At 70.5% G+C, this 21,803-nt stretch carries 17 protein-coding genes and 8 pseudogenes; 15 read left to right on the top strand and 10 right to left on the bottom strand.

The features are described from left to right. The coding region (locus ACFYOV_RS17850) for an IS630 family transposase (RefSeq protein ID WP_389088781.1) at positions 1–524 on the top strand (524 nt) is incomplete at its 5' end. A gap of 155 nt (positions 525–679) precedes the next feature. Continuing rightward, positions 680–967 (top strand): hypothetical protein, encoded by a 288-nt coding sequence (locus ACFYOV_RS17855; RefSeq protein WP_389088783.1) that lies wholly within the window; start codon positions 680–682, stop codon positions 965–967. 20 nt (positions 968–987) lie between these two features. Here ACFYOV_RS17855 and ACFYOV_RS17860 read toward each other — a convergent pair whose 3' ends face one another. Continuing rightward, positions 988–2,022: an IS110 family transposase gene (locus ACFYOV_RS17860; RefSeq protein ID WP_389088786.1), complete on the bottom strand. Its 1,035-nt coding sequence runs from the start codon at positions 2,020–2,022 to the stop codon at positions 988–990. Positions 2,023–2,359: 337 nt separating this feature from the next. On the opposite strand from ACFYOV_RS17860, the pseudogene ACFYOV_RS17865 reads away from it, so the two are divergent. The 3 genes and pseudogenes from ACFYOV_RS17865 to ACFYOV_RS17875 all read left to right on the top strand — a co-directional run. Next, positions 2,360–3,387 (top strand): annotated as a pseudogene (locus tag ACFYOV_RS17865) (IS110 family transposase); the annotation flags it as partial. A gap of 37 nt (positions 3,388–3,424) precedes the next feature. Then, a pseudogene (locus ACFYOV_RS17870) lies at positions 3,425–3,933 on the top strand (transposase); the annotation flags it as partial. Positions 3,934–4,310: 377 nt separating this feature from the next. After that, positions 4,311–4,745 (top strand): hypothetical protein, encoded by a 435-nt coding sequence (locus ACFYOV_RS17875; RefSeq protein WP_389088788.1) that lies wholly within the window; start codon positions 4,311–4,313, stop codon positions 4,743–4,745. A 113-nt stretch (positions 4,746–4,858) separates the two neighbouring features. Here ACFYOV_RS17875 and ACFYOV_RS17880 read toward each other — a convergent pair whose 3' ends face one another. From ACFYOV_RS17880 to ACFYOV_RS17900, 5 genes are all read right to left on the bottom strand, one after another. Next, positions 4,859–5,248: a galactosyltransferase-related protein gene (locus ACFYOV_RS17880; RefSeq protein WP_389088791.1), complete on the bottom strand. Its 390-nt coding sequence runs from the start codon at positions 5,246–5,248 to the stop codon at positions 4,859–4,861. 34 nt (positions 5,249–5,282) lie between these two features. After that, on the bottom strand, positions 5,283–6,044 hold the full coding sequence (locus tag ACFYOV_RS17885; RefSeq protein ID WP_389088793.1) for a (d)CMP kinase: 762 nt from the start codon (positions 6,042–6,044) through the stop codon (positions 5,283–5,285). An 84-nt stretch (positions 6,045–6,128) separates the two neighbouring features. Next, on the bottom strand, positions 6,129–6,806 hold the full coding sequence (locus tag ACFYOV_RS17890) for an ATP-binding cassette domain-containing protein (RefSeq protein WP_389088796.1): 678 nt from the start codon (positions 6,804–6,806) through the stop codon (positions 6,129–6,131). Positions 6,807–6,852: 46 nt separating this feature from the next. Next, positions 6,853–7,998, bottom strand: coding sequence for an acyl-CoA dehydrogenase family protein (locus tag ACFYOV_RS17895; RefSeq protein WP_389088798.1), 1,146 nt, complete (start codon positions 7,996–7,998; stop codon positions 6,853–6,855). 112 nt (positions 7,999–8,110) lie between these two features. Then, on the bottom strand, positions 8,111–8,725 hold the full coding sequence (locus ACFYOV_RS17900; protein ID WP_389088801.1) for a TetR/AcrR family transcriptional regulator: 615 nt from the start codon (positions 8,723–8,725) through the stop codon (positions 8,111–8,113). A 128-nt stretch (positions 8,726–8,853) separates the two neighbouring features. Between ACFYOV_RS17900 and ACFYOV_RS17905 the strand changes: the two genes are divergently transcribed. From ACFYOV_RS17905 to ACFYOV_RS17915, 3 genes and pseudogenes are all read left to right on the top strand, one after another. Further along, complete coding sequence (locus ACFYOV_RS17905; protein ID WP_389088803.1) at positions 8,854–9,939, top strand: DUF2855 family protein; 1,086 nt, start codon at positions 8,854–8,856, stop codon at positions 9,937–9,939. A gap of 101 nt (positions 9,940–10,040) precedes the next feature. Next, a pseudogene (locus tag ACFYOV_RS17910) lies at positions 10,041–10,297 on the top strand (transposase); the annotation flags it as partial. A 535-nt stretch (positions 10,298–10,832) separates the two neighbouring features. Next, positions 10,833–11,537 carry a hypothetical protein gene (locus ACFYOV_RS17915; RefSeq protein WP_389088806.1) on the top strand — a complete coding sequence of 235 codons (705 nt, stop codon included), beginning with the start codon at positions 10,833–10,835 and terminating at the stop codon, positions 11,535–11,537. A 28-nt stretch (positions 11,538–11,565) separates the two neighbouring features. Here the strand turns inward: ACFYOV_RS17915 and ACFYOV_RS17920 are convergent. Beyond that, positions 11,566–12,001, bottom strand: a pseudogene (locus ACFYOV_RS17920) (IS5 family transposase); the annotation flags it as partial. Between the two features lie 118 nt (positions 12,002–12,119). Further along, a pseudogene (locus tag ACFYOV_RS17925) lies at positions 12,120–12,251 on the bottom strand (hypothetical protein); the annotation flags it as partial. Here ACFYOV_RS17925 and ACFYOV_RS17930 point away from each other — a divergent pair. From ACFYOV_RS17930 to ACFYOV_RS17955, 6 genes and pseudogenes are all read left to right on the top strand, one after another. After that, positions 12,193–12,471: a DUF6233 domain-containing protein gene (locus tag ACFYOV_RS17930; RefSeq protein WP_389088808.1), complete on the top strand. Its 279-nt coding sequence runs from the start codon at positions 12,193–12,195 to the stop codon at positions 12,469–12,471. The pseudogene ACFYOV_RS17925 and the gene ACFYOV_RS17930 sit on opposite strands and share 59 nt — an antisense overlap. A gap of 171 nt (positions 12,472–12,642) precedes the next feature. After that, positions 12,643–12,939: pseudogene (locus ACFYOV_RS17935) on the top strand (DUF4872 domain-containing protein); the annotation flags it as partial. 315 nt (positions 12,940–13,254) lie between these two features. Then, entirely contained in the window at positions 13,255–15,861 is a 2,607-nt protein-coding gene (gene lanKC, locus ACFYOV_RS17940; RefSeq protein WP_389089230.1) for a class III lanthionine synthetase LanKC, read from the top strand. Between the two features lie 37 nt (positions 15,862–15,898). Continuing rightward, complete coding sequence (locus ACFYOV_RS17945) at positions 15,899–16,027, top strand: SapB/AmfS family lanthipeptide (RefSeq protein WP_149551904.1); 129 nt, start codon at positions 15,899–15,901, stop codon at positions 16,025–16,027. Positions 16,028–16,181: 154 nt separating this feature from the next. After that, on the top strand, positions 16,182–17,966 hold the full coding sequence (locus ACFYOV_RS17950; protein ID WP_389088811.1) for an ABC transporter ATP-binding protein: 1,785 nt from the start codon (positions 16,182–16,184) through the stop codon (positions 17,964–17,966). After that, positions 17,963–19,936 carry an ATP-binding cassette domain-containing protein gene (locus ACFYOV_RS17955; RefSeq protein ID WP_389088814.1) on the top strand — a complete coding sequence of 658 codons (1,974 nt, stop codon included), beginning with the start codon at positions 17,963–17,965 and terminating at the stop codon, positions 19,934–19,936. Before ACFYOV_RS17950 ends, ACFYOV_RS17955 begins: the two co-directional genes overlap by 4 nt. 31 nt (positions 19,937–19,967) lie before the next feature. On the opposite strand, the gene ACFYOV_RS17960 is transcribed toward ACFYOV_RS17955, so the two are convergent. Beyond that, entirely contained in the window at positions 19,968–20,564 is a 597-nt protein-coding gene (locus ACFYOV_RS17960) for a LuxR C-terminal-related transcriptional regulator (RefSeq protein WP_389089231.1), read from the bottom strand. Positions 20,565–21,020: 456 nt separating this feature from the next. On the opposite strand from ACFYOV_RS17960, the pseudogene ACFYOV_RS17965 reads away from it, so the two are divergent. Further along, positions 21,021–21,545, top strand: a pseudogene (locus tag ACFYOV_RS17965) (transposase family protein); the annotation flags it as partial. Between the two features lie 57 nt (positions 21,546–21,602). Here ACFYOV_RS17965 and ACFYOV_RS17970 read toward each other — a convergent pair. Further along, positions 21,603–21,803, bottom strand: a pseudogene (locus tag ACFYOV_RS17970) (CHAT domain-containing protein); the annotation flags it as partial.

Raw genomic sequence — 21,803 nt, forward strand, 5'->3', positions numbered from 1 at the left:
CCCAGCCGGTGCTGCCGATAATGCCCGGCATGCCTGAACGGCGCACCCACGACTACATCCGCAACGGCCTGACCACCTTGTTCGCCGCGTTCGACGTCGCCACCGGCGAGGTCATCACCGCCCTGCACCGCCGGCACCGGGCGGCCGAGTTCAAGAAGTTCCTGACCAGGATCGACAAGGAGGTTCCCGTGCATCTCCAGATCCACCTGATCTGTGACAACTACGGCACCCACAAGACTCCCGCGATCAGGGCGTGGCTGGCCAAACACCCCCGGTTCCAGATGCACTTCACACCGACCGGCTCCTCGTGGATCAACCAGGTCGAGCGGTGGTTCGGCTTCCTCGCCGACCAGAAGATCCGCCGTGGCGCACACAAGAACGTGCAGGCCCTCGAAGCCGACATCCGCGCGTGGGTCAAAGACTGGAACGAAGATCCCAAGCCGTTCATCTGGACCAAGACAGCCGAGGAAATCCTCGACTCCCTCGCCAACTTCTGCCGACGGATCTCCGGCGCAGGACACTAGCAGGGCTTGGTCAGGTTCGTATCGGGGTGGGTATGTCGCGGTGGCAGGTGGGGCAGGTGCCGGCCCAGAGGGCGAGGAGTGTCTGCAGTTCCCGGACGACCAGGTGCGGCACTGTCAATCGTTCGGTGTAACTCCCGATCATGGAAGATGCATCGATGACGAGTGAGAACGTGGCCGAGCACGAGGCTGTCGAGTCGGCAGCGGATCTGTCGGCGAAGGCCGTGGACGACCAGCTGATCGACAAGCTGGTGAGCCGGGCCCCGGCTGCGGGTCTGCAACTGACTGGTGAGGGCGGACTGCTGCAGCAGCTGACCGCGTTGATGCAGCCCGCGGCACCGCTTGGAGGTCTGACCCGGCAGCTGACCGGCACTTGGGTTGTCCTCGCTTGGAACTGTCGATCTCCCAAGCGGTGCTGCTGCGCGCGGCCGATCGGGCGTCCGTGACTTCATAGCGCCTCTGTGTGTCAAGCGGCTTGAGCGAGGTGGTTCCGCTGGTCTCGTTTCATGATCCGGTAGACCACGTTGGACAGGCGTCGCTTGAGTGCCCGGCGAGCCTCAGAAGGGGTCTTCCCCTCAGCGATCTTGCGGAGGTAGTAGTCCTGCCCGCGCCCGCCGTCGCGGATCTGGCAGACGGCGATGGTGTGCAGGACCGAGTTGAGCGCACGGTTTCCGCCGGTGTTGAGCCGGTGGCGGACGTTGTTGCCGCTGGAGGCGTCCAGGGGTGCGCTGCCGGTGTAGCTGGCGAAGTGGTGTTCGGTGGGGAACCGGCTGATGTCCCCGATGTGGCCGAGGACCTTCGCGGCCAGCACGGTGCCCAGGCCCGGCAGGGTGGTCAGCGTGGTGCGGGTCGCAGCGATGGCCTCGCGCATTTCGGCTTCGTTGTCCTTGACCTGCCGGTCCAGTCTGCGCAGGTCGGCCAGCAGGTCACGGGCTATGTCCCGGCGGCAGTTGTCGGTGGCCGTCACCGGCCGGATGCCCTTCATCAAGGCGGCAGCCTTGTCGGCCGACAAGCCGGTGGGTGCTCCGCCGGGCAGGAGATCGCGCAGGACGGCATGGAGTCGGTTGAGGACGCGGGTGCGCTCGTGGACCAGGTCGTCGCGCCGCTCGGTCAGCAGCCGCAGAATCGTGGTCTGGTCTTCCGGGACCACGACGCGCAGGTCATGGCGGAAGAGGGCGACCTGGGCGACGTGGAGGGCGTCCTTGGCATCGGTCTTGCGGTCTCCGCCGGTGGCCAGCAGCCGGGCCCGGGCCGACAGGGTGGAGGGCACGTCGACCACGTTCTCGCCTGCGGCGGCCAGCTGCTGGGCGAGCGAGCGGCCCAGGCCGCCGGCGCCCTCGACCGCGAAACGTCGGTCGGGCCACTGCTCGCACCAGCGCAGCAGCTGGCGGAAGGTTCCGGCGTTGACCACGAACCGGCGCTGGGCCACCTGGTGGCCGGCGGCGTCGACGGCGACGGCGGTGTGGGACGACTTGTGGGGATCGACACCGATCAGGATCACAGGCTGCTGCCCTCGCACTCGATGAGACAGGAAGGGGAGTGCGGTGGGCACCCTGACTCGAAGTCACTGCGTCACCTTCATGCCTCTGTCGAGCCACACCGCGCGGGTGCCGGCCGGCGGCGGCACGCTATCAGTGAGCCAGCCCGAAGGCGGCAAGGAGCACTGCGGGCCCGTGCCGACCGACACCCTGGACGCTACGGCTGCAGACCGAGCATCTGGGCTCGATTCAACAAGTCAGGAGCCCGGCCAAAGGTCCCATCACTGTCTTGTCCGTCTGCCCGGACCGGCGCGCGTGCCGCACCTCATGTGCCGTACGGAAGGAACAGCAGACACCAGCATGGCAGCGGATGAGATCGCCGTCATCGGCGGGATCGACACCCACACCGACACCCACCAGGCCGCAGTCATCGACACGGTCGGCCGTCACCTGGCCACAGGGCCATTCCCCACCAGCCCAGCTGGCTACCAGCAGCTACTGGATTGGCTGCGCTCGCATGGCGAGGTCCTCGCTGTCGGAGTGGAGGGGACCGGCGCCTACGGCGCCGAGCTGGCTCGGTTCCTGACGGCGAACGGCATCACCGTCGTGGAGGTCGACCGGCCCGACCGCAAGGCCCGAAGAGACAATGGCAAGTCCGACCCCGTTGATGCCTACGCCGCGGCAACGGCCGTGCTCTCGGGCCGCGCAAAGGGAATGCCGAAGTCCCGCGACGGCATCGCTGAGGCCATACGCGCCTTGCGGGGTGGCCCGCAGCTCAGCCATCAAGGCCCGTACCCAGGCCATCAACCAGATCCGCACCCTGATCATCGCCGCGTCTGCCGAAGTGCGCGAGCAGTTCAGGAAAATGCCCACGGTGGAGCTGATCGACCACTTGGCCCGCTCCCGTCCCATCGGCGATTTCGCGGACCCGGCCTGCGCCGTCAGGACCGCTCTGCGGCGTCTCGCCCGCCGATACCGGGCGCTCTGCCAGGAGATCGCCGATACGGACGCTGAGCTGAAGCCCCTGGTGACGAGGGCCGCACCTCAGCTGGTCGCTCTGCCGGGTGTCGGTCCCGAGACTGCCGGCCAGCTCCTGATCACCGCTGGTGACAACCCCGAGCGGCTCCGGTCGGAGGCATCCTTCGCGCACCTCTGCGCGGCTGCACCCATCCCGGCGTCCTCTGGCCGTACGAACCGGCACCGGCTCAACCGCGGAGGTGACCGCCAGGCCAACCGGGCTCTGCACACCATCGTCATCGTCCGCATGCGACACGATCGCCGAACGCAGGAGTACGTTGCCCGCCGCACCGCTCAAGGCATGTCGAAGAAGGACATCATCCGCTGTTTTAAACGTCGTCGCTCGGGAGGTCTACAGACACCTGCCTCGCCCGCACATCACGCCTCAACAGCTTCAGCCGATCACGCCCCCGAGACCGGGACGGCTCCTTCGAGCCAAAGATCGTCAAGAAACGGCAGAAGCGTCTGACCGGTGTCGACGAGATGGTCATCTCGCTGGCCGCCAAGGGCCTGACCACCGGTGAGATCCAGGCCCAGGCCATCTCGCGGAGGTCTACGGGGCCGAGGTCTCCCGGCAGACCATCTCCACCATCACCGACAAGGTCCTGGACGGCATGGCCGAATGACAGAACCGGCCGCTCGACGTCGTTTATCCGGTGGTCTTCATTGACGCCATCCACGTGAAGATCCGCGACGGCGCGGTCGCCAACCGGCCCATCTATGTGGCCCTGGCCGTCACCACCAAGGGCCGGCGCGAAATTCTCGGTCTGTGGGCCGGCGACGGCGGCGGGGCGCCAAGCACTGGCTGCACATCCTCACCGAGATAAAGAACCGCGGCGTGAGCGACGTGCTGATGCTGGTCTGTGACGGGCTCAAGGGCCTGTCCGAGGCGGTGGAAGCGGTCTGGCCCAGGACGATCGATGGCGTCCAGGCGGTCGCTCGGAGTGAGCGGACGCGGGTGCGGACCGTCCGATGCACGGCTCACCGGCTGGCACCTCCCGCCGGACTCTGCCGGTCGGCAAGGGCCAAAAGCTCCGCAGCGATGTCCAGGGCGGACAGGGTGGTGCGCAGGCTGGGAGCACGGCGCCCGCACAACCCCCGATTCCTGCCAAGAACTGCCTTCCGGACAGAACCCGGACATGGCTCTGACCAGGCCGGACACACGCCGGATGTCCGGGACAGCCGGATGGGTTGATCCGCCCGGCCGACGCCCAGCAGGCTCTGTGCTGCCCGGCCGCCGAAAGGCTGGCACTGCAGTCGCCATGCAATCGCCACAACACTTGAGGAGTACGCCATGAGCGTCCGATCCACCCTTGGCGCTGTGCTTGGGGGAGCCCTACTCACCGTCGGCGCAGCGGCCGTCCCCGCCCAGGCAGCCCAGCCGCCAGCTTCCACCGCTTCCGCAGAGACTGCTGCCGCATCCTGCACCAGCCACCTGGAAACACTCCCCATCCGAGCGAGGGCCGATGGCTACGCGAAGGGGCGGGTCTACATCGACGACTCCGCAACACCTTGCAGCGGAAAGCGAATCATCGTCGGTACTCAGACCAAGAACAGGGACGGGAGCTGGAGCCCTCTTCGAGCAGGGCTGCACTACGTCCCGACAGACGAGTTCGGCTTCGAGATGGAAGGCCAGTGGATCTACGCCGGATGCGGAGGCGTCGCCCGGTCGGTGTACCAGCTCGGCAGCCTGACCGTCACCGGCACGGGCTACCGAATCAACTGCTGATCACTCAGACAGCACCGCCCCAGCACCGAGGCCCGGCGCATGCTGCATTGCGCCGGGCCTCGCCGCCTGCACGCGGACGCCGTCGATCCGCTCCGGAAAGCGCATCATTTTCATCACCTCGAAGGCGGCGCAGCACGAGTCATTTGCTCAACTGACGCCGCCCATCGCGCGCCGTGCCCGGCGAGCCGGTAGGCGAGCTCCTGGTCCTCGAGGCCCCAGCCGACGAACGACTCGTCGAATCCGGCGGGCGCGGCCCGCTCCAGGAACCACCGGTCGACCGACACGTTGCATCCGTACGCCAGCGACCAGGGACGGGGTAGATACACCGTGTTGTAGGAGTAGACATCCAGCAGGGCTTCACGGCTGTCCCGGCGGAGCACTTCCCCGCCGGCCGGGTCGGTGACGCCGGGCGGCAGATGGCGGCGGCAGCCGACCACCACGGTGTCGTTGGCGGCCTCGTGCAGGCGCAGGTGCTCGGCGAGGAAGTCGGGCTCCACGAGCATGTCGGAGTCGGGGAGAAGACGACGACGTCGCCCGTCACCACCTGCAGACCGGCATTGCGGCGCCGCTACGGCCACGCGACGCGCCGAGCGAGACCACCCGAGCGCCGCTGGCTGAGGCGACGGCGGCGGTGTCGTCGGGCGAACCGTCGTCGACGACCACGATCTGCACGTCACTGTCGCTACCGGCCGCCGCGGGCGTCAGCCTCGGCAGGCCCAGGCCCAGTTCGTCCCGGCTGCGGCGAGCCGGTATGACCACCCACACGGATCGCCGTCGCCGGCCTAACGCGACCTTCACGCGCTCATGCAGCCGCGAGACGGTGTCATGCAGCGAACACGAGCCCCGGTCCCAAGCCACCATGCCGAGCCGCGGAGAGGCCTCCGGCCGTGCGGCGTCGAGTTCGAGCCCGGCCCGGTGCCGCCGTGCGCGCTGCGCCGGTGACGCCCCCAGGTGAAGGCGCAGCGCGGCCCGCGGGAACGCCTGGTTAGGGCCACGCCCTTCGACGACAGCGTGACGGCCGACGACGAACCGGCGTACTTCGGCGGCGGCGGCCGCCCGGACACGCGGGTCGTCCGCGAACGAATCGGCGTCGGCCGCGGCCGACCCGCGCAAACTGTCGATTCGCTGACCCTTGTACGTGGGCTGTGGGTGGCAGTCCGACGTCCGGTCGGCCCCGAACCGGATGTCGTCGACGGACGCCCGGTCGCCGGTTCGGCGGCAGACCACGGCGCGAGCGCGGTACAGCTCGTCCGTCGAGCACCACCGCCGGCCGAGCCGGGCGGCCAGGGCGGCGGCCACCGCCGCCTCCCTGTTCCGGCCGCCCCGTCGACCGTCACGCCCCTCGCCGGCGGCCCGCTCCCGGCCCGGCCCACCACCGGCGGTTCAGCCAGCCGCATATGCCTTGGCTTGGATGCCGTACAGCTGCGCGTAACGTCCGCCGGTCGCAAGCAGTTCGTCGTGGGTACCGGACTCGGCGATGCGTCCGGCGTGCAGCACCAGGATCAGATCCGCGTCGGTGACCATGGAGAAGCGGTGCGAGACGATGGCGGTGATGGTTCCGATACGCGCGCACAGTTCACGCGCGCGCCAAGTAGCGCTCGAAGATGGCGTGCGCGCTGGGCGCGTCCGGCGAGGCGGTGGGTTCGTCCAGTACGAACAGCAGCGGCGTCCGCCGCATCGAGGCATGAGCCAGTGCGGTCTTCTGTCACTGCCCCTCGGACAGGTCCACACCGTCGAAGCGGCGCCCGAGCTGGGTGTTCGTACCTTCGGCTGGCGCTGGACCAGCGCGTCGGCGTCGGCCGCGCGGACCGCCTCGTGGACCGCCTCGCGGTCCACGAGGCGCCGCACGTCGCCGAGCCCGACGGTCTGCCCAAAGAGGATCTGGAAGCGGCCGAAGTCCTGGAACGCCGCGCTGGTGCGGGCGTGCCAGTCCGCGGCGACCAGACGGGCGAGGTCAATGCCATTGACGCGGACTGTGCCAGCGTGCAGCTGGTACAGCTTGCACAGCAGTTCGATCAGTGAGGTCTTGCCGGAGCCGTACTCGCCGACAACGGCGACCACGCTGCTGGCGGGCAGATGGCAGGCAGGCCGTCCAGCGTGGCTGCGGTCACAGACCGAGGTCGCGGCCGATGAGTTCCTTCATGATCTCGTTCGACCCGGCCCAGATCTTGGTGACCCGGGCGTCGCGCCAGGCCCGGGCCACCCGGTACTCGTTCATGAAGCCGTAGCCGCCGTGCAGTTGGACGCAGGCGTCGAGCACGTCGTTCTGTACCTGCGCGGACCACCACTTGGCCTTCGCCGCGTCCACGGCGGTCAGTTCGCCGTCGTTGTGTGCCATGACCGCCTGGTCGACGAACGCCTGGGCCACCTCCATCTGCGTCACCAGTTCGGCGAGCAGGAACTTGTTGTACTGGAAGGAGCCGATCGGCTGGCCGAAGGCCCTGCGCTGCTTGGTGTACTCGATGGTTTCCGCGAGGATCTGCGCGGCGTGCGCGAGGTTGGCGACGGCCCCTCCGAGGCGTTCCTGGGGCAGGCGCTCCATCATGTGAACGAAGCCACGATCGACTTCGCCGATGACGTGGGTGTGGGGAACCCGGACGTTGTCGAAGAACAGCTCCGCCGTGTCGGACTCGGTCTGCCCTACCTTGTCGAGCTTGCGTCCCCGGGTGAAGCCCTCCATCCCCGTCTCCACGCCGAACAGGGTGATGCCATGGGCCTTCTTCTCGGGGCTGGTCCGTGCGGCGACCACGACCAGGTCGGCCGAGTAGCCGTTGGTGATGAAGGTCTTCGACCCGTTGAGCATCCAGGTGTCGCCCTCCCGCACCGCGGTGGTGCGCAGGGCCGCGAGATCTGAGCCGCCGCCGGGCTCGGTCATCCCGATCGCGGTCACGATCTCCCCGGAGCAGAAGCCGGGCAGCCAGCGGCGCTTTTGCCACTCGGTCGTCAGATCGACCAGGTAGGGGGCAACGATGTCGGTGTGGATGCCCAGGCAGGAGGAGAGTGCCGCGGTCACCTTGGCCAGTTCCTCCGCCAGCACGGTGTTGTAGCGGTAGTCGCGCGCTTCGCCGCCCCCGTACTCCTCGGGGATCTCCAGTCCAAGGAATCCCTGCTTGCCGGCCTCGATCCATATGTCGCGGGGAATCGCGGCCGCCTCGATGAACTCGTCGGTGCGCGGGTGGACGTGGCGGTGCAGGAACTCTCGTACGGAAACCCTGAAGGCCTCGTGATCCGCTTCGAACATGCGGCGTCTCATCAACAGCCACTCCCTCACTGACTAAGCGCTTGCTCATCTTTGGCGGTCAGCGTTGCGGGTGTGCGGCGCCGCCGTCAACCACCGACCATGACTGCCTCGCCCGTGAGTCGGATCACAAGCCGTGTCGCTCGGGCTCAGCCCGCGGCATGCGCAACGCGTTCGTCCAAAGCCGGGTGACGGTCTCGACCAGCGTGTCGAAGGGCACGGACTCCCCCAGGACGAAGGTCACGTACGCAAGCCGGCTGACCATCGCGTTAAGAGCCCGGGCGGTGATCTCCGGATCGAGCTCCGGGTCCGCCAGACCCGACAGCTGGAGGCGGGCGATGGCGGCGGCACTGCGGTCGATGAACACGCGCGACCGCTCCAGTCGCACTTCGACGAACCGCGGGTCGACGGCGGCGGCTTGCTCCATGGCGGCCATCAGTGGGGCGTTGCGCCGATATGACTCCAGGTAGGCGCGGTTCGCATCCTCGACCCCTCGCCACAGGCCCTTGCGTCCGCCGTTTCCGTCGTTGTCACTGCTGTGACCGACTCCGGCGTGCAGCATCTCGCCCTGCAGCCTCTCAAGGACGGCGGCGAACACGTCCTCCTTGGACGCGAAGTGCGTGTAGAAGCTGCCGGTGGCCACTCCGGCTTCAGCTGCTATGTCGACGATGCGGGCGTCCAGGTAGCCGTCCCGTTCGAAGATCCGGCGGGCCGCGGCCACCAGTGCATCCCGGGTGCGCATGCCACGCCGGGTACGCGTCCCAGCCCGCTGTGGCTGGACGGGCCGTTCGGTTCCAGGGTCAGGAGGAAGCATGTGGGTACCCTAACCCACTATTGAATCCGAATCCGGATTCAAGTACGTTCCCGGCCATGGACCACACCACTGCTGCGACCGCCTGGAACCTGCTCGTCCGCCGCGACGACCTGTCGACCTCGGAGCTGGCCGACGCCCCCGTCCCCCAGGTGCGCGACGGCGAGGCGCTGCTGCGCGTCGACCGGGTCGGCCTGACCGCCAACAACGTCACCTACGCCGCGCTCGGCGACTCGTTCCGCTACTGGGAGTTCTTCCCCGCGCCCCGCGCAGGCTGGGGCATCGTCCCTCTCTGGGGGTTCGCCGACGTCGTCGCCTCCCGGGTCGACGGCATCGAGACCGGCAGCCGCTACTACGGCTATTACCCGTCCGCGAGCCACCTGCTGGTTCGCCCCGACCGGGTCGACGCACGCGGCTTCCGCGAGGCCAGCCCCCATCGCGTGCCGCTGCCCCGGCCCTACAACGCCTATGCCCTCACCACCGGCGACCTCGCCTACGAAACCGGCCGTGAGGACCTGCACGTGCTGTACCGTCCGCTGTTCTGGACCTCGTTCATGCTGGCCGACTGGCTGGTGGACAACGCCTGGCTGGGCGCGACGACCGTCGTGTTGTCGTCTGCATCGAGCAAGACGGCGTACGGCGCCGCCCATCTGCTCCAGGGGCAGGGCTGCGAGGTGGTCGGGCTCACCTCCGCCCGCAATCTCGCCTTCACCGAGGGCCTCGGCTGCTACGACCGGGTACTGACTTACGAGGACGCGGCCCGGCTGCCACGCTCCCGGACGCTGTACGCCGATTTCGCGGGCGACGAGCAGCTGTCCGAGCGGCTGGGTGCCCACCTGGGCGACTTCCTGGTGCACGAGGTGGTCGTCGGCATCACCAACCAGGCACCGGCACCCGCCGGCACCCTGGCGGAGACGGGGCCGGGGATGTTCTTCGCCCCCGACCAGATGCGCAAGCGCATCGGTGACTGGGGGCGCGAAGGGCTGGACCATCGTTTCGCCGCGGCGTGGAAGGAGTTCCTGCCCGTGGCCGAGGCGTGGGTCGACATTGTGCACAGCAGCGGCCCGCAGGCCCTCGAGCGGGTCTGGGACGAGGTCCAGTCGGGTCGGACCTCGCCACGCACCGGCCACATCGTCACCCCCTGACCGGCCAAGGGGCTTGATCGTTCGTTGGTGTGGTCACGGGGAAGCGTCAGTTGCGGCCGTGGATAGTGTCGGACGACTGTGGTCGCTGATCGAGCCGTTCGATCCTGTTCGTCCTGCACAGCGGCATCCAGTGGGAGTATCTGCCCCAGGAGCTCGGCTTCGGCTCGGGCATGACCTGCTGGCGCCGCCTCGCGGTCTGGAACGAGGCAGGCGTCTGGGACCAGCTCCACCAGCTGCTGCTGAACAGGCTGCGGTCGAAGAACCAGCTGGACTGGTCCCGGGCGGTGATCGATTCCTCCCACGTCCGGGCCGCACGCAGGGGCCCAAAAGCGGACCCAGCCCGGTCGACGATATTCGGTGACTCCTGGACGCTCTCCTGCCCCACCCACGAGCCGACCGCGACCCCGTCACCCACGCACTGAAGTGGTCGGCCTGGAGAAGACAACGCCAGGCCGTCGCCCACCACTGCCACTACCGAAAACGCAGCTCAGGACACGAACCACTGCTGGAATATTTGGGGACGGCCGGTGACAGCCTCGGGCGTTCGTGGACGGGGCCCACGTGCTCTGTCCCCCCTCGGTTCGCGTCACGCCATGTGGCCGTGTACACCGGCCACCAAAATCGCCTTCCTTCGTACGGCACAGGTCATCGGCCACCGTGCCTACGGTCGTCTACCAGCGGTAGAGGACCGCGGTAGCGGGATCCGCTCGTTCTGCGCGGGCTGAGCCTCCGCGGCACTGGCGCAATCGGCCGCAACTGGACCTCGTTCAGGTGAAGTGGACTCGCGTGTCGCGGGACAGCGGCTGCATCTGGTGATCCTCAAGTACGTCGGTCGGTGACGTCGAGAAGACTGGGGACCGTTCATGAGTCCAGGTGTGCGGGGTGCCGAAGGGGTGGACACAGCTGGCTTCCGGCGACGTGGGCTGACGATCGCCGGCGGACTCATGCTCGGGGGATTCCTTCTCAATGTCATTCTGACCGCGGCACTTCATCCTTCGGGGGAGGAAGACGACCACCCCGCGATCTTCACCGAGTACGCGGAGAGCAGCAGCTGGGTCGCCGTTCATCTTGGCCAGTTCATCGGCGTTCTGATGACGTTGAGCGGCCTGCTCGTGCTGTACCGCGTACTGCGCGGGGTAGGAGGGTCCATCCTGGTTGCGCAACTCGGGGCGGCAGCAGCTGTTGCGACTGCTGCAATCTGGGCTGCGCTGCAGGGGCTCGACGGTGTGGGGCTGAAGCAGGCCGTCGACTCGTGGGTCAGCGCCTCTGGCAGGGAGAAGGAGATCCGCTTCGCCAACGCCGAGACGGTGCGCTGGCTGGAATGGGGGTTCCAGAGCTACTTCCGCGTCATGCTGGGGCTGACCCTCGCGCTTTTCGGGGCTGCCATTCTCGTCAGTCGCCGGATCCCTGGCTGGCTTGGCTGGACGGCCCTCGTCGCGGGCGTGTGCTCTCTGATCTTCGGCGTCGACGTGGGCTACAGCGGCCTGGCCAGTGGTCTTCAGGACGTCCTCGGTATCGCCACCTTCATCCTCGTCCTGGTCTTCGCGGTGGGAGTCCTTGCCGCCGGAGTGCGCGAGCACGGCCGAAACCGCAGCTGATCGTTGGCTGGGTCTCTTATCGATCATTTCAGAATGAGGTTCGGACTCGTCTCAAGCAGATGATGTTGCAGGCGAGTGGGACCAGTCCGAGGTGCGGGTCGGCTCGTATCTCGTAGCGGGTCCGCAGGCGCTTGAACTGATGGAGCCAGGCGTGGGTTCGCTCGACGACCCACCTGGTCCTGCCCGGGGGCCGGATCCGTGGGCGATGCCTTTGCGGGCGATCTTCGGCGTGATGCCGCGAGCGCGGAGGAGCCGTCGGTACTTGTCGTAGCGGCGGTCGGCGAGCAGCCGCCGCGGTCGGTGACGTGGCCTGCCCACCAGGCCGCGGATGCGGGGTATCGCGTCCAGCAGGGCATGAGCTGGGTGACGTCGTGACGGTTTCCGTTGGTCAACGACACCGCAAGGGGAGTTCCGTGCCGGTCGGTGATCACATGGTGCTTGCTGCCCCGGCGGCCGCGGTCGACCCGAGGCCGACGTCTGGCCCCGCCTGCAGACTGTGGCAGCTGCTGCCACACCGAGGACGCCTCCTGCGAAGACTCCAAGCCCCTCTCCGACGTCCGGCCATCCGAACAGGCCGCTCGGGTCGATGTTGTTGACGGGATCGCCGCTCGCGTACAAGTAGCCGTTCTTCTCCTGGTCAGAGGGGTCGGGCCGGGTGAAGCGGGCGAGGGACGGATTGCCCGCGCCGCCCGATTGGGTCGCCGCCTTCGGCATCGGCGGCGGTCGCGAGCCCGCGGAGATCCACGCGGGCGGCTGCCACATGACCGGGCCGCGCTGGCGCACAGTCGACCGCGACGAGGCCCGCCGCCTTCTCAGCTCCGGTGTGCGGGCGTGCGGCCACTGCCAGTCCGACGTCCAGTTGCACATCTTCGATCTGGACAGAAGAGGAAGCCCGTGGTGGGCAAGGGCGGGGCCGGTTGAATTGCCGCCGTGAACGACTTCTGGACGCCTGCTCATTTGGCCGTCGCGTCGGGCATGAGGATGCCGAGACGTTGGCCCGCCTGCTGGCCATGGGTGCTGATCCCGACGAGGTGCAGGGCAGTTCCACACTCCTGACTCGCGCCATCGATGTCGAGGCAGACAGCGCCCTGCAGAGCGGGGCCCGATGACCGCCAGGCACCGCTCGTTCACCCTCACCGCCGCGCCGGGAGCCACCTTCGCCGCGGGACCACATCGTCCCCGCCGTCACCGCCGCCTTTTTCTCGACACGCCCATCGCCAACCCCGGGCGCCGGGGGCTCGAGAAGGCTGCCGAGCTGGTGCCTACACGGTTCCGGCGCACCGACGACCCGGGGCGGGACCTGCCGCAGGCCGCCCGTCTGATGGAGCGGGCGGGCACCGGCGGCGCCTGTTCCGCAACCTCTACCGCGACTTTCTGGCCGAACGCACCCACTGGTCGACAGCGACCGGCTGCCCACTGGGCACCGGCTGATGCTGAGGCGGCCACCCTGTGGACGGAGTCGCGACACGGATCACGAAGGCCAGAGAATCGGGAGACGCGTGGTGGCTCGCCGAGGCGGGCACCGTCCTGCGCGAAGTCGCGCGTCGAGCGCGAGGACATGCGAGGGATGAGCCTCTCGGGGCCTGAGCACGGGCGTCCGGCGCCGGTAAGTTACCTGTGCGTTCCGCACCTCGGAGTCATGACGGTGGTGACTGTTGTGCGTGGTGCGCCGCGTGACAGCGTCTTTCCCGTCACCCACCAGGGGGAGGGAGAAGGCGTGAACAAGGGCTACGCCGTGTACTGCGACGCGGATCCGTACTTCTACGACGCTCCGCACCGCATGGGTCCCGGTACCCGTGACGGGCGTTCCCGGTACGCCGCCGCCTCCCTGCCCGTCCCGGAGGGGTGGAAGCGCAATGAAAGCGGGGACTGGCTGTCGTTGCGCCCGGTGGATGCCGAACTGCCCGACCAGGGCTGGAAGATCCACGTCTCCGCCTGTCTCGACAACGCCGATTCCGTGCTGGAGCGCGTGTACGGTCACTGCCTCGCCCGCGGCACTGCGTTCAAATTCGTCCCCAGCCGCTACCTGCTGCACCAGCGCAACGCCAAGTACGCGGACCGGGCCGGCAGCGGCAAGTTCATCACCGTGTACCCGGCCGACGAGGCGGAGTTCGAGCAGCTAGCGGGTGAGCTGTCGGGCCTGCTGGCCGGGGAACCCGGCCCGCACATCCTGAGCGACCTGCGGCTCGGCGACGGCCCGGTGCACGTCCGGTACGGGGGCTTCACCCGCCGCAACTGCTACGACGAGACCGGTGAGTTGCGGCCCGCCGTGGCCCGGCCGGACGGCATGCTGGTGCCCGACCCGCGCGGACCGGTGTTCCGCGTGCCCGACTGGGTTTCCCCACCGGCCTTCCTGCGCCCGCACCTTGACGCCCGTGCCGCGGTGACCGTCACTGGACTGCCGTACACGATCGAGTCGGCGCTGCACTTCTCCAACGGCGGGGGTGTGTATCTCGCCCGGGACACCCGTACCGGTCGGCGCGTCGTCCTCAAGGAGGCCCGCCCCTACGCCGGACTGGCCGCCGACGGGGCCGACGCGGTGACCCGGCTGCATCGCGAACGCCGGGCGCTGGAGCGGCTGTCGGGGCTCGACTGCACGCCTGAGGTGCTCGACCACCTGACCGTCGGGGAGCATCACTTCCTCGTCCTCGAGTACATTGACGGCAAGCCGCTCAACACGTTCTTCGCACGCCGTCATCCGCTCATCGAGGCAGACCCGGGCGAAGAGCGGCTGGCCGAGTACACCACGTGGGCGCTCGACATCCACGCCCGGGTGGAGCAGGCAGTCGCGGACGTGCATGCGCGGGGAGTGGTCTTCAACGACCTGCACCTGTTCAACATCATGGTCCGCGAGGACGGCAGCGTCGCCCTGCTGGACTTCGAGGGGGCGCACCTGATCGGCGAGCCGGGCCGGCAGACCGTCGCGAACCCGGGTTTTGTGGCACCGCCCGAGCGGCGGGGTATCGCGGTGGATCGGTACGCGCTGGCCTGTCTGCGGCTCGCGCTGTTCCTGCCGCTCACCAGCCTGCTGGCCGTCGACCGGCGCAAAACGGAGCATCTTGCTGATGTGATCGTCCGTCAGTTTCCCGTGGACCGGGCACTGTTGGACGCGGCAGTCAAGGAGATCACGGAGGGGGCCGCCGCCGCCTGGGCGGTGGTGCCCCGCGAGCCGGTCGTCCCCGTCGAACCGGGTGACTGGCCGCGCAGCCGGGACTCGATGGCCGCGGCCATCCGCGCGTCGGCGACGCCGTCGCGCACGGACCGCCTCTTCCCCGGTGACATCGCGCAGTTCGCCACTCCGGGCGGCGGGCTGGCGTTCGGCCACGGCGCGGCGGGCGTGCTGTACGCGCTGGCCGAGAGCGGGGCCGGACACGACGAGGACGGCGAACAGTGGCTGCTGCAGCGAATTCTGGAGCCGCCGTCGGGCATGCCGCTCGGTTTCCACGACGGGCTGGCCGGGATCGCCTGGACGCTGGAACGCCTCGGCCATCGGGACCGCGCGCTCGCCCTCGTCGACCTCCTGCTCGACCAGTCCTTCGACCGGCTGGCCTCGGACCTGCACAGCGGAACCTCCGGGCTGGGTCTGGCACTCGGCTCACTCGCCGCGGTCACCGGCGACGCCGCGCTGCATGCGGCGGCGCTGCGCTGCGCCGATCTGACTACGCGAGGCATACGGCCCGGGGGGTCGCCTTCGCCCCGGGCGCGCGCGGGACTGCTCCACGGGGCGGCGGGGTGCGCGCTGTCCTTCCTGCGTCTGTACGAGCGCACCGCGGACACCGGCCTGCTGGACCTCGCCCGCGACGCGCTCCGCCAGGACCTCGCCCGCTGCGTCCGGGGGGCAGGCGGCGCACTCCAGGTCGACGAGGGCTGGCGCACGATGCCCTACCTGGGGGCGGGCAGCGTCGGCATCGGCATGGTGCTCGACGACTACCTCGCGCACCGCCACGACGAGGAGTTCGCACGGGCCAGGGACGAGATCGTGGCCGCGGCGCAGGCGATGTTCTACGCCCAGCCGGGGCTGTACCGCGGCGTGGCCGGGATGGTGCTCTTCCTCGGGCGCACCGCGGCAACCGGGCCGGGCACCGCAGACGAGGACGTCCGGCGCCAGATCGACGCCCTGTCCTGGCACGCCATGTCCTACCGCGACCGGCTCGCCTTCCCCGGCGAGCAGATGATGCGCCTGTCGATGGACCTCTCCACCGGGACGGCCGGATGTCTCCTGGCCGTCGCCTCGATCCACGGCGACCCGCCGGCCGGGCTGCCGTTCCTTCCGCCGCTGCCCGCGAGGCGGCGGCCCCAGAGCCGGCCCCACCAAGGGCCGTAACGAAAGAGAACCCGTTGCCGTACGAAGGGATAATGTCATGAACCTGTTCGACCTGCAGTCGATGGAGACGCCCAAGGAAGAGGCCATGGGCGACGTGGAGTCGGGCAGCCGCGCGAGCCTGCTGCTCTGCGGCGACAGCAGCCTGAGCGTCACGACCTGTAACTGACGCGCCGGCCGACTGCCGCGGCGACGCGGTGGACCGCGTCGTCCGGCACCGGCGCCCCGGGCTTCCCGCCCGGGGCGCCGGTGCTGTGCCCGGCTAGCTGCCGGGTGCGCGGCCGGCGCCCCGGGGCGTGGGACGGACGGAAGGAAGTCGGCTGGTGCCTTCGACCAGGACCCGGCTGCGGCGCGAGCCCGCGAGGCCGGACGGGACTCCGAAGGGGGCACGCTCCCCCGGGCCCGGAGGCGTTCCCGCATTGCTGGTACTGCTCTGCTCGGTCGCCTCCGCCGTGGTGACCGTGGCCCAGCCCCTCGTGCTCGGCCACACCCTGGATCTGCTGCTGCGCGGCGGCGGCCGTGCCGGACTCTGGCCGGCCCTGAGCGCCGGGCTGCTCGCCGGCGAGGTGCTGCTCGACAGCCTCACCGCGCTGTTCACCGGCCGCTGCACCGCCGCGTGGACGGCGACGATCCGCTCCCGCGCCCTCACCGGCCTGCTGCACGGTGCACCGGACCGCGCACGGCCGTACTCCCCCGGAGACGTGGGGACCCGCCTCACCCTCAACGCCGCCGATGCCGGAGGCGCCCCCGCGGCCCGGGCGGCACTGGTGGCCTCGCTCGTCACACCGGCCGGTGCGCTCATGGCGCTGGCCTTCGTCGACCTGTGGGTTGCGGGGTGCGTCCTGGCCGGGCTGCCCGCGCTGGCGCTGGTGCTGCGCGCGTTCGCCCGCGACACCGGCGCGTCTGTGGCCGCGTACCAGAGGGTGCAGTCACGGATCGCGTCGCGGCTGCTGGAGGCCCTGGAAGGGGCGGCCACCATCGCCGCCGCCGGGACCGGGCCCCGCGAACGCCGGCGCGTCCTCGAGCCCCTGTCGGAACTCGGGGCGCTGGGCGGCCGCATGTGGGCGCTGCACGGCCGGGCGCTGGCCAGGAGCGGCGTCCTCGTGCCGCTGCTGACCCTGGCCGCCACGGCCGTCGGCGGTGTGCGCCTCGCGGCGGGCGGCCTGAGCGTCGGCGATCTCCTCGCCGCCTGCCGCTACGCCCAGCTGGCCGCCGGGGTCGGTGGCGCGGCGACGCTGCTCGCCGCGGTCGTGCGGGGGCGTCGGGCCCGGGAGCGCACCGAGGCGCTGGAACGGCTGCCGGCCCTGGAGTACGGCACTCGACGCCTGCCCGCCGACGGAACGGGCGCTCTCGAACTGCGCGGGGTCCGGGTGCTGCGCGACGGAAGGGAGGTGCTGCGCGCGGACGGGGTGCGGGTACCGGGCGGCACGACCGCCGCCGTCGTCGGGCGCAGCGGAGCGGGCAAATCCGTCCTCGCCGCCGTGGCCGGCCGGCTGATCGACCCCGACGAGGGTCGGGTGCTGCTGGACGGTGTCCGTCTCGACCGGCTGACGCACGGGGAGTTGCGCACCGAGGTCACCTTCGCCTTCGAGCGCCCGGTCCTGGGCGAGGGCACCGTCGCCGAGACCGTCGCCGCCGGGCCGCACCGCGTCTCACCCGAACAGGTGCGCCGGGCACTGCGCGCCGCGGGCGCCGACGCCTTCGTACGCCGTCTGGCCCGCGGTGAGGACACCCCGCTGGCCGAAGCCCCGCTCTCGGGCGGAGAGTTGCAGCGCCTCGGCCTGGCCCGCGCGTTCGCCCACGCGGGGCGGCTGCTGGTCATGGACGACGCGACGTCCAGCCTGGACACCGCCACGGAGTTCGAGGTGGACCGGGCCCTGCGCCGCTCGGTGCGGCCCGGCACCCGACTGGTGGTCGCTCACCGCCCGTCGGTCGCGGCCCGCGCGGACCGGGTGATCTGGCTGGATGACGGACGGGTCCGGGCGGTCGCCCCGCACCGCGAACTGTGGGAGGACGCCGGCTACCGGGCGTTGTTCGGCACCGGTGAGGACGGCGCCCCGCTGCCGCACCGGGACCACGGGCCCCTGTCCGAAGGGGCCCGGTCATGACGCGTGCCAAGGGCGACCGTACGGAGGCGATGGACGACGGCGCCGGGGCGCTGCGCCGGCTCGCACCGCAGGCCCGTCGTTTCCTCGCCCGCCGCAAGGGCGTGTCGGCCCGGCTCGCGCTGTGGTCACTGGCCGAGGCGGCGCAGACCTTCGTGGTGGGCTACGGGGTGGCCCGCGCCCTGGACCACGGGTTCCTCGCCGGTGACACCCGTCGGGGGCTTCTCTGGCTCGGCGTCGCCGCGGTGGCCGTGCTGCTCGGCGCCCCGGTGGTGCGGGGGGTGTTCGCCGAGCTGGCGGGGCTCACGGAACCGCTGCGCGACGCCCTGGTTCGGCGCGCAGTCGACCGGTCCCTGACCGCAGCCCTCGCCCGGCCGGGCGAGGCGGACCGGGCGGCGGTGTCCCGGCTGACCAATCAGGTCGAGATCGCCCGGGACAGCTTCGCCGGCCTCGTCCACACCCTGCGCTCGTTCGTGTTCACCGCCGCGGGAGCGTTGCTGGGCCTGCTGTCGCTGCATCCGGCACTGCTCGTGGTGGTCGCACCCCCGCTGCTGGCCGGTCTCGGACTGTTCCTGGCGACCTTGCGGCCCATGGCGGCGGCTCAGCGGCGGGCCCTGGCCGCCGACGAGGCACTGGGCGGCCACGCGGCCGGGGCACGGGCGGCGCTGCGCGACCTGACGGCCTGCGGCACCGGGCCCGGCGCGATGGCGCGGGGCGCTGACCTGGTCGCCGACGCCGCCACCGCGGCGCGTGTCCTGGCCCGCTGGGCCGCGGTGCGCACGGCCGCGCTCGGCATCGCCGGTCAGCTGCCCGTCCTGGCGCTGCTGGGGGCCGTGCCGTGGCTGCGCGGCCGGGGAGTGACGGCCGGGGCGCTGCTGGGGGCGTTCACCTACCTCGTGCAGTCACTTCTGCCGGCCGTGCACACCCTGATGACGGCGCTCGGAGCGGCGGGGTCCCGGCTGCTGGTGGTCCTGGACCGCATCATCGGCCCGGGGCCCGCGCCGGCAGCTGCCCTGAGCCCCCCGGCGACTGCCCCGAAGCCCGTGCCGACTTCTGCCCCGGCCGCCCAAGCGGCTGCTTCGGAGTCGGCGCCAACACCTGCCCCGCAGTCGGTGCCGCCGGCTGTCCCGGGGCCCGTGCCGGCCCCTGCCTCGGAGTCGGCGTCGGCGCCTGCCCCCGGCGCCCCCGCGGCTGCCGCAGGCCCCCCGTCGGCGGTCGACGCCCCTCAGTCGGACCGCCGGCCCACCGCGGCGGTGGAGCTGTTGGCCGTGACCCTGTCCTACGGGGCCCGTGCGGAGCCCGTCCTCGACGCACTGGACCTGCGCGTCGCCCCCGGCGAGCACCTCGCGGTCGTCGGACCGAGCGGCATCGGCAAGTCGACGCTCGCCCGCCTGGTCGCCGGGATGCTCGCACCGACGAGCGGCGAAATCAGAGTGGCCGGGCTGCCGGTCACCGAGCGCACCGTCACTGAGCTCTCCGGGATGCGCGTGCTGCTCCCCCAGCAGGCGTACGTCTTCGCCGGCACGGTGGGTGAGAACCTCACGTATCTGCGCCCGGACGCGCGTCCAGCCGACATCGACGCCACCGTCGAGAGCCTCGCCCTCGGACCGCTCATCGAACGCCTGGGCGGACTCGACAGGCCGGTGCGCCCGGACGAGCTCTCCCACGGCGAGCGCCAGCTCGTCGCGCTGGCCCGCGCCCACCTCTCGGCCGCGCCGCTCCTGCTGCTCGACGAGGCCACCTGCCATCTGGACCCGGCAGCCGAGGCGCGGGCGGAGGAAGCACTCGCGCGGCGGCCCGGAACGCTGCTGGTGGTGGCTCACAGGTTGTCGTCCGCCCTGCGGGCGGACCGGATCCTCGTGCTGGACGGCGTACGCTCGGTGTGCGGTACCCCTCGGCAGGTCCTGGCTCGTTCGGCCCTGTACCGCGATCTGATGGGCCACTGGAACGGCGGGCCGCACCGCGACGCGTGAAGAGCCGGCCGTGACCGCGCATCCGCGCCGGTCAGGTCCAGCCGGCGCTCTGGACGATGCGTATCGCGTCGACCCGGTTGCGCCCTCCCACCTTGCGGATCGCGGTGGCCATGTAGTTGCGGACGGTGCCCCGGGACAGATGCAGTCGGGTTGCGATCTCGGCCATCGGCGCGCCCTCTGCGGCCAGGGACAGCACGCTCAACTCCCGGTTGGTCAGGGGCATCTGTGCCCCCTTGAGCAGTGCCACTGTGAGCGTTTCGTCGAGGAACCGCTCACCCTTGGCGACCGTGTGCACCGCAGTGATCAGCCGCTGGGACGAGGAGTTTTTGTCGACGAGGCCGAGTGCGCCACCGTCGAAGGCCCTGCGGAGCACCCCGGGCCGCTCCAGAGTCGCCAGGACGACGAGCCGGTCTCCGCACAGCGGCCGAAAGGGGGCGCCGCACACCTCCCCTGGTCCCTCGAGGCAGTCCTCATCGACGATGCACACATCCGTCGGCCCCACGTCGCCGTGCATCGCGTCGGCGCGGGGCGACATGGATGAGACCAGCAGTCCGTCGTCGGATCTGAGCAGCTGCACCAACGCCGACCGCACCAGTCCCTCGTCGTGCACCACGAGAACACGAACCATTCCCACCCGCCCCTGTCCCCCGGCTGTCAGGCCGGTGAGCTCGATGCCCGCCCGCACCACGCCCATGTGCCCCGATCCGTCCCGGGGGAACGCGGCGCGTGGCTTGGCGGGAGGCGCACCGTAGCCATTCCGCCACGCCGAGCGCCCCGGAGGCGGTGGAGAAGCGGGCGTTCGGCCGTGCGAAAACGGCGCAGACGATTCGAACGAGGGGGCGGCGTCCGTGCGTTCGGGAGGGGACGGTACCGCCGTCGCGTCCGGGCCACGGAGCGGGTGCCCTGGCCGGGAGCACATCGACCCCGCCGACGCGACCGCGCCACGCCGGGCACGAGGGCGGCTGGCCCCGACCGGAGCGCGGCCGGAAACAGTCATCGTCCAATCTGACTCTAATCGACCCCCGCGCGGGGTGCCGCGGGCGGTTCGCGCGGCCGGCAGGCGGCCGTCACGTGACCTCTTGCGCGGGAACGTGGTGGCGAGGGGTGTGGGTGGGGTCGTCCGTGGCGGCTGCCGCCGGCCCAGCGGGTGCTGCTGGTGGACGTGTACTACCGCACGAACCTCACCATCCGGCAGCTCGCCCCGCTGTTCGGCGTCTCGCCGGCAACCGTGTGCCCGGGTGATCCAACGACGCGGAGACTCGACTGGTGGTGGCCGCGGCCCGGCCGGTGCCCGGCACCACCGCAGACGCGAAGGCCTGGCGGGACTCCGGCCCGGCCACACACTGCCAGGGCGTGACGGTCCTCGGCGACGGCGCCTGCAACAACACCGGACTGTTCGTCCCGCACCGCGAACGCCCCGGACGGCCCCTGCTCAAGGGCGACGAAGAAGACAACGCGCGGCATCGCAAGGTCCGCGCCCGCGTCGAGGCACACCTTCTCCCGCATGAAGAACTACAAATTCCGCCACGACTGCCGGCAACGCGGCAACGGCCTCCACCACTCCGTCCAAGCCGTCGCCCACATGCACAACCTCGCCCTCACCGCATGATCCGACAGGCCAGCCACCCACTTCAGGCTGCGTGACCACGGCCTTCTGCAACACCCTTCAGGCACCGGCGTGGATGTGCGCCGCCCACAGCGCCGGTGCGAGCGGATACGCGTCACGCATCTCCCGGACGGCCGCGTGCAGCGCGGCAGCGGGCGGCAGTCCCTCTCCGCCGTTCACCGACAGGCGTGCGTAGAAGACCTCCGCGAACCGCGCCGCCACCCGGTCGTCCACGTTCCACAGCGTTCCGATCACATGGGG

This window comes from Streptomyces sp. NPDC005931, from assembly GCF_042871235.1.
Classification (GTDB): Bacteria; Actinomycetota; Actinomycetes; order Streptomycetales; family Streptomycetaceae; genus Streptomyces.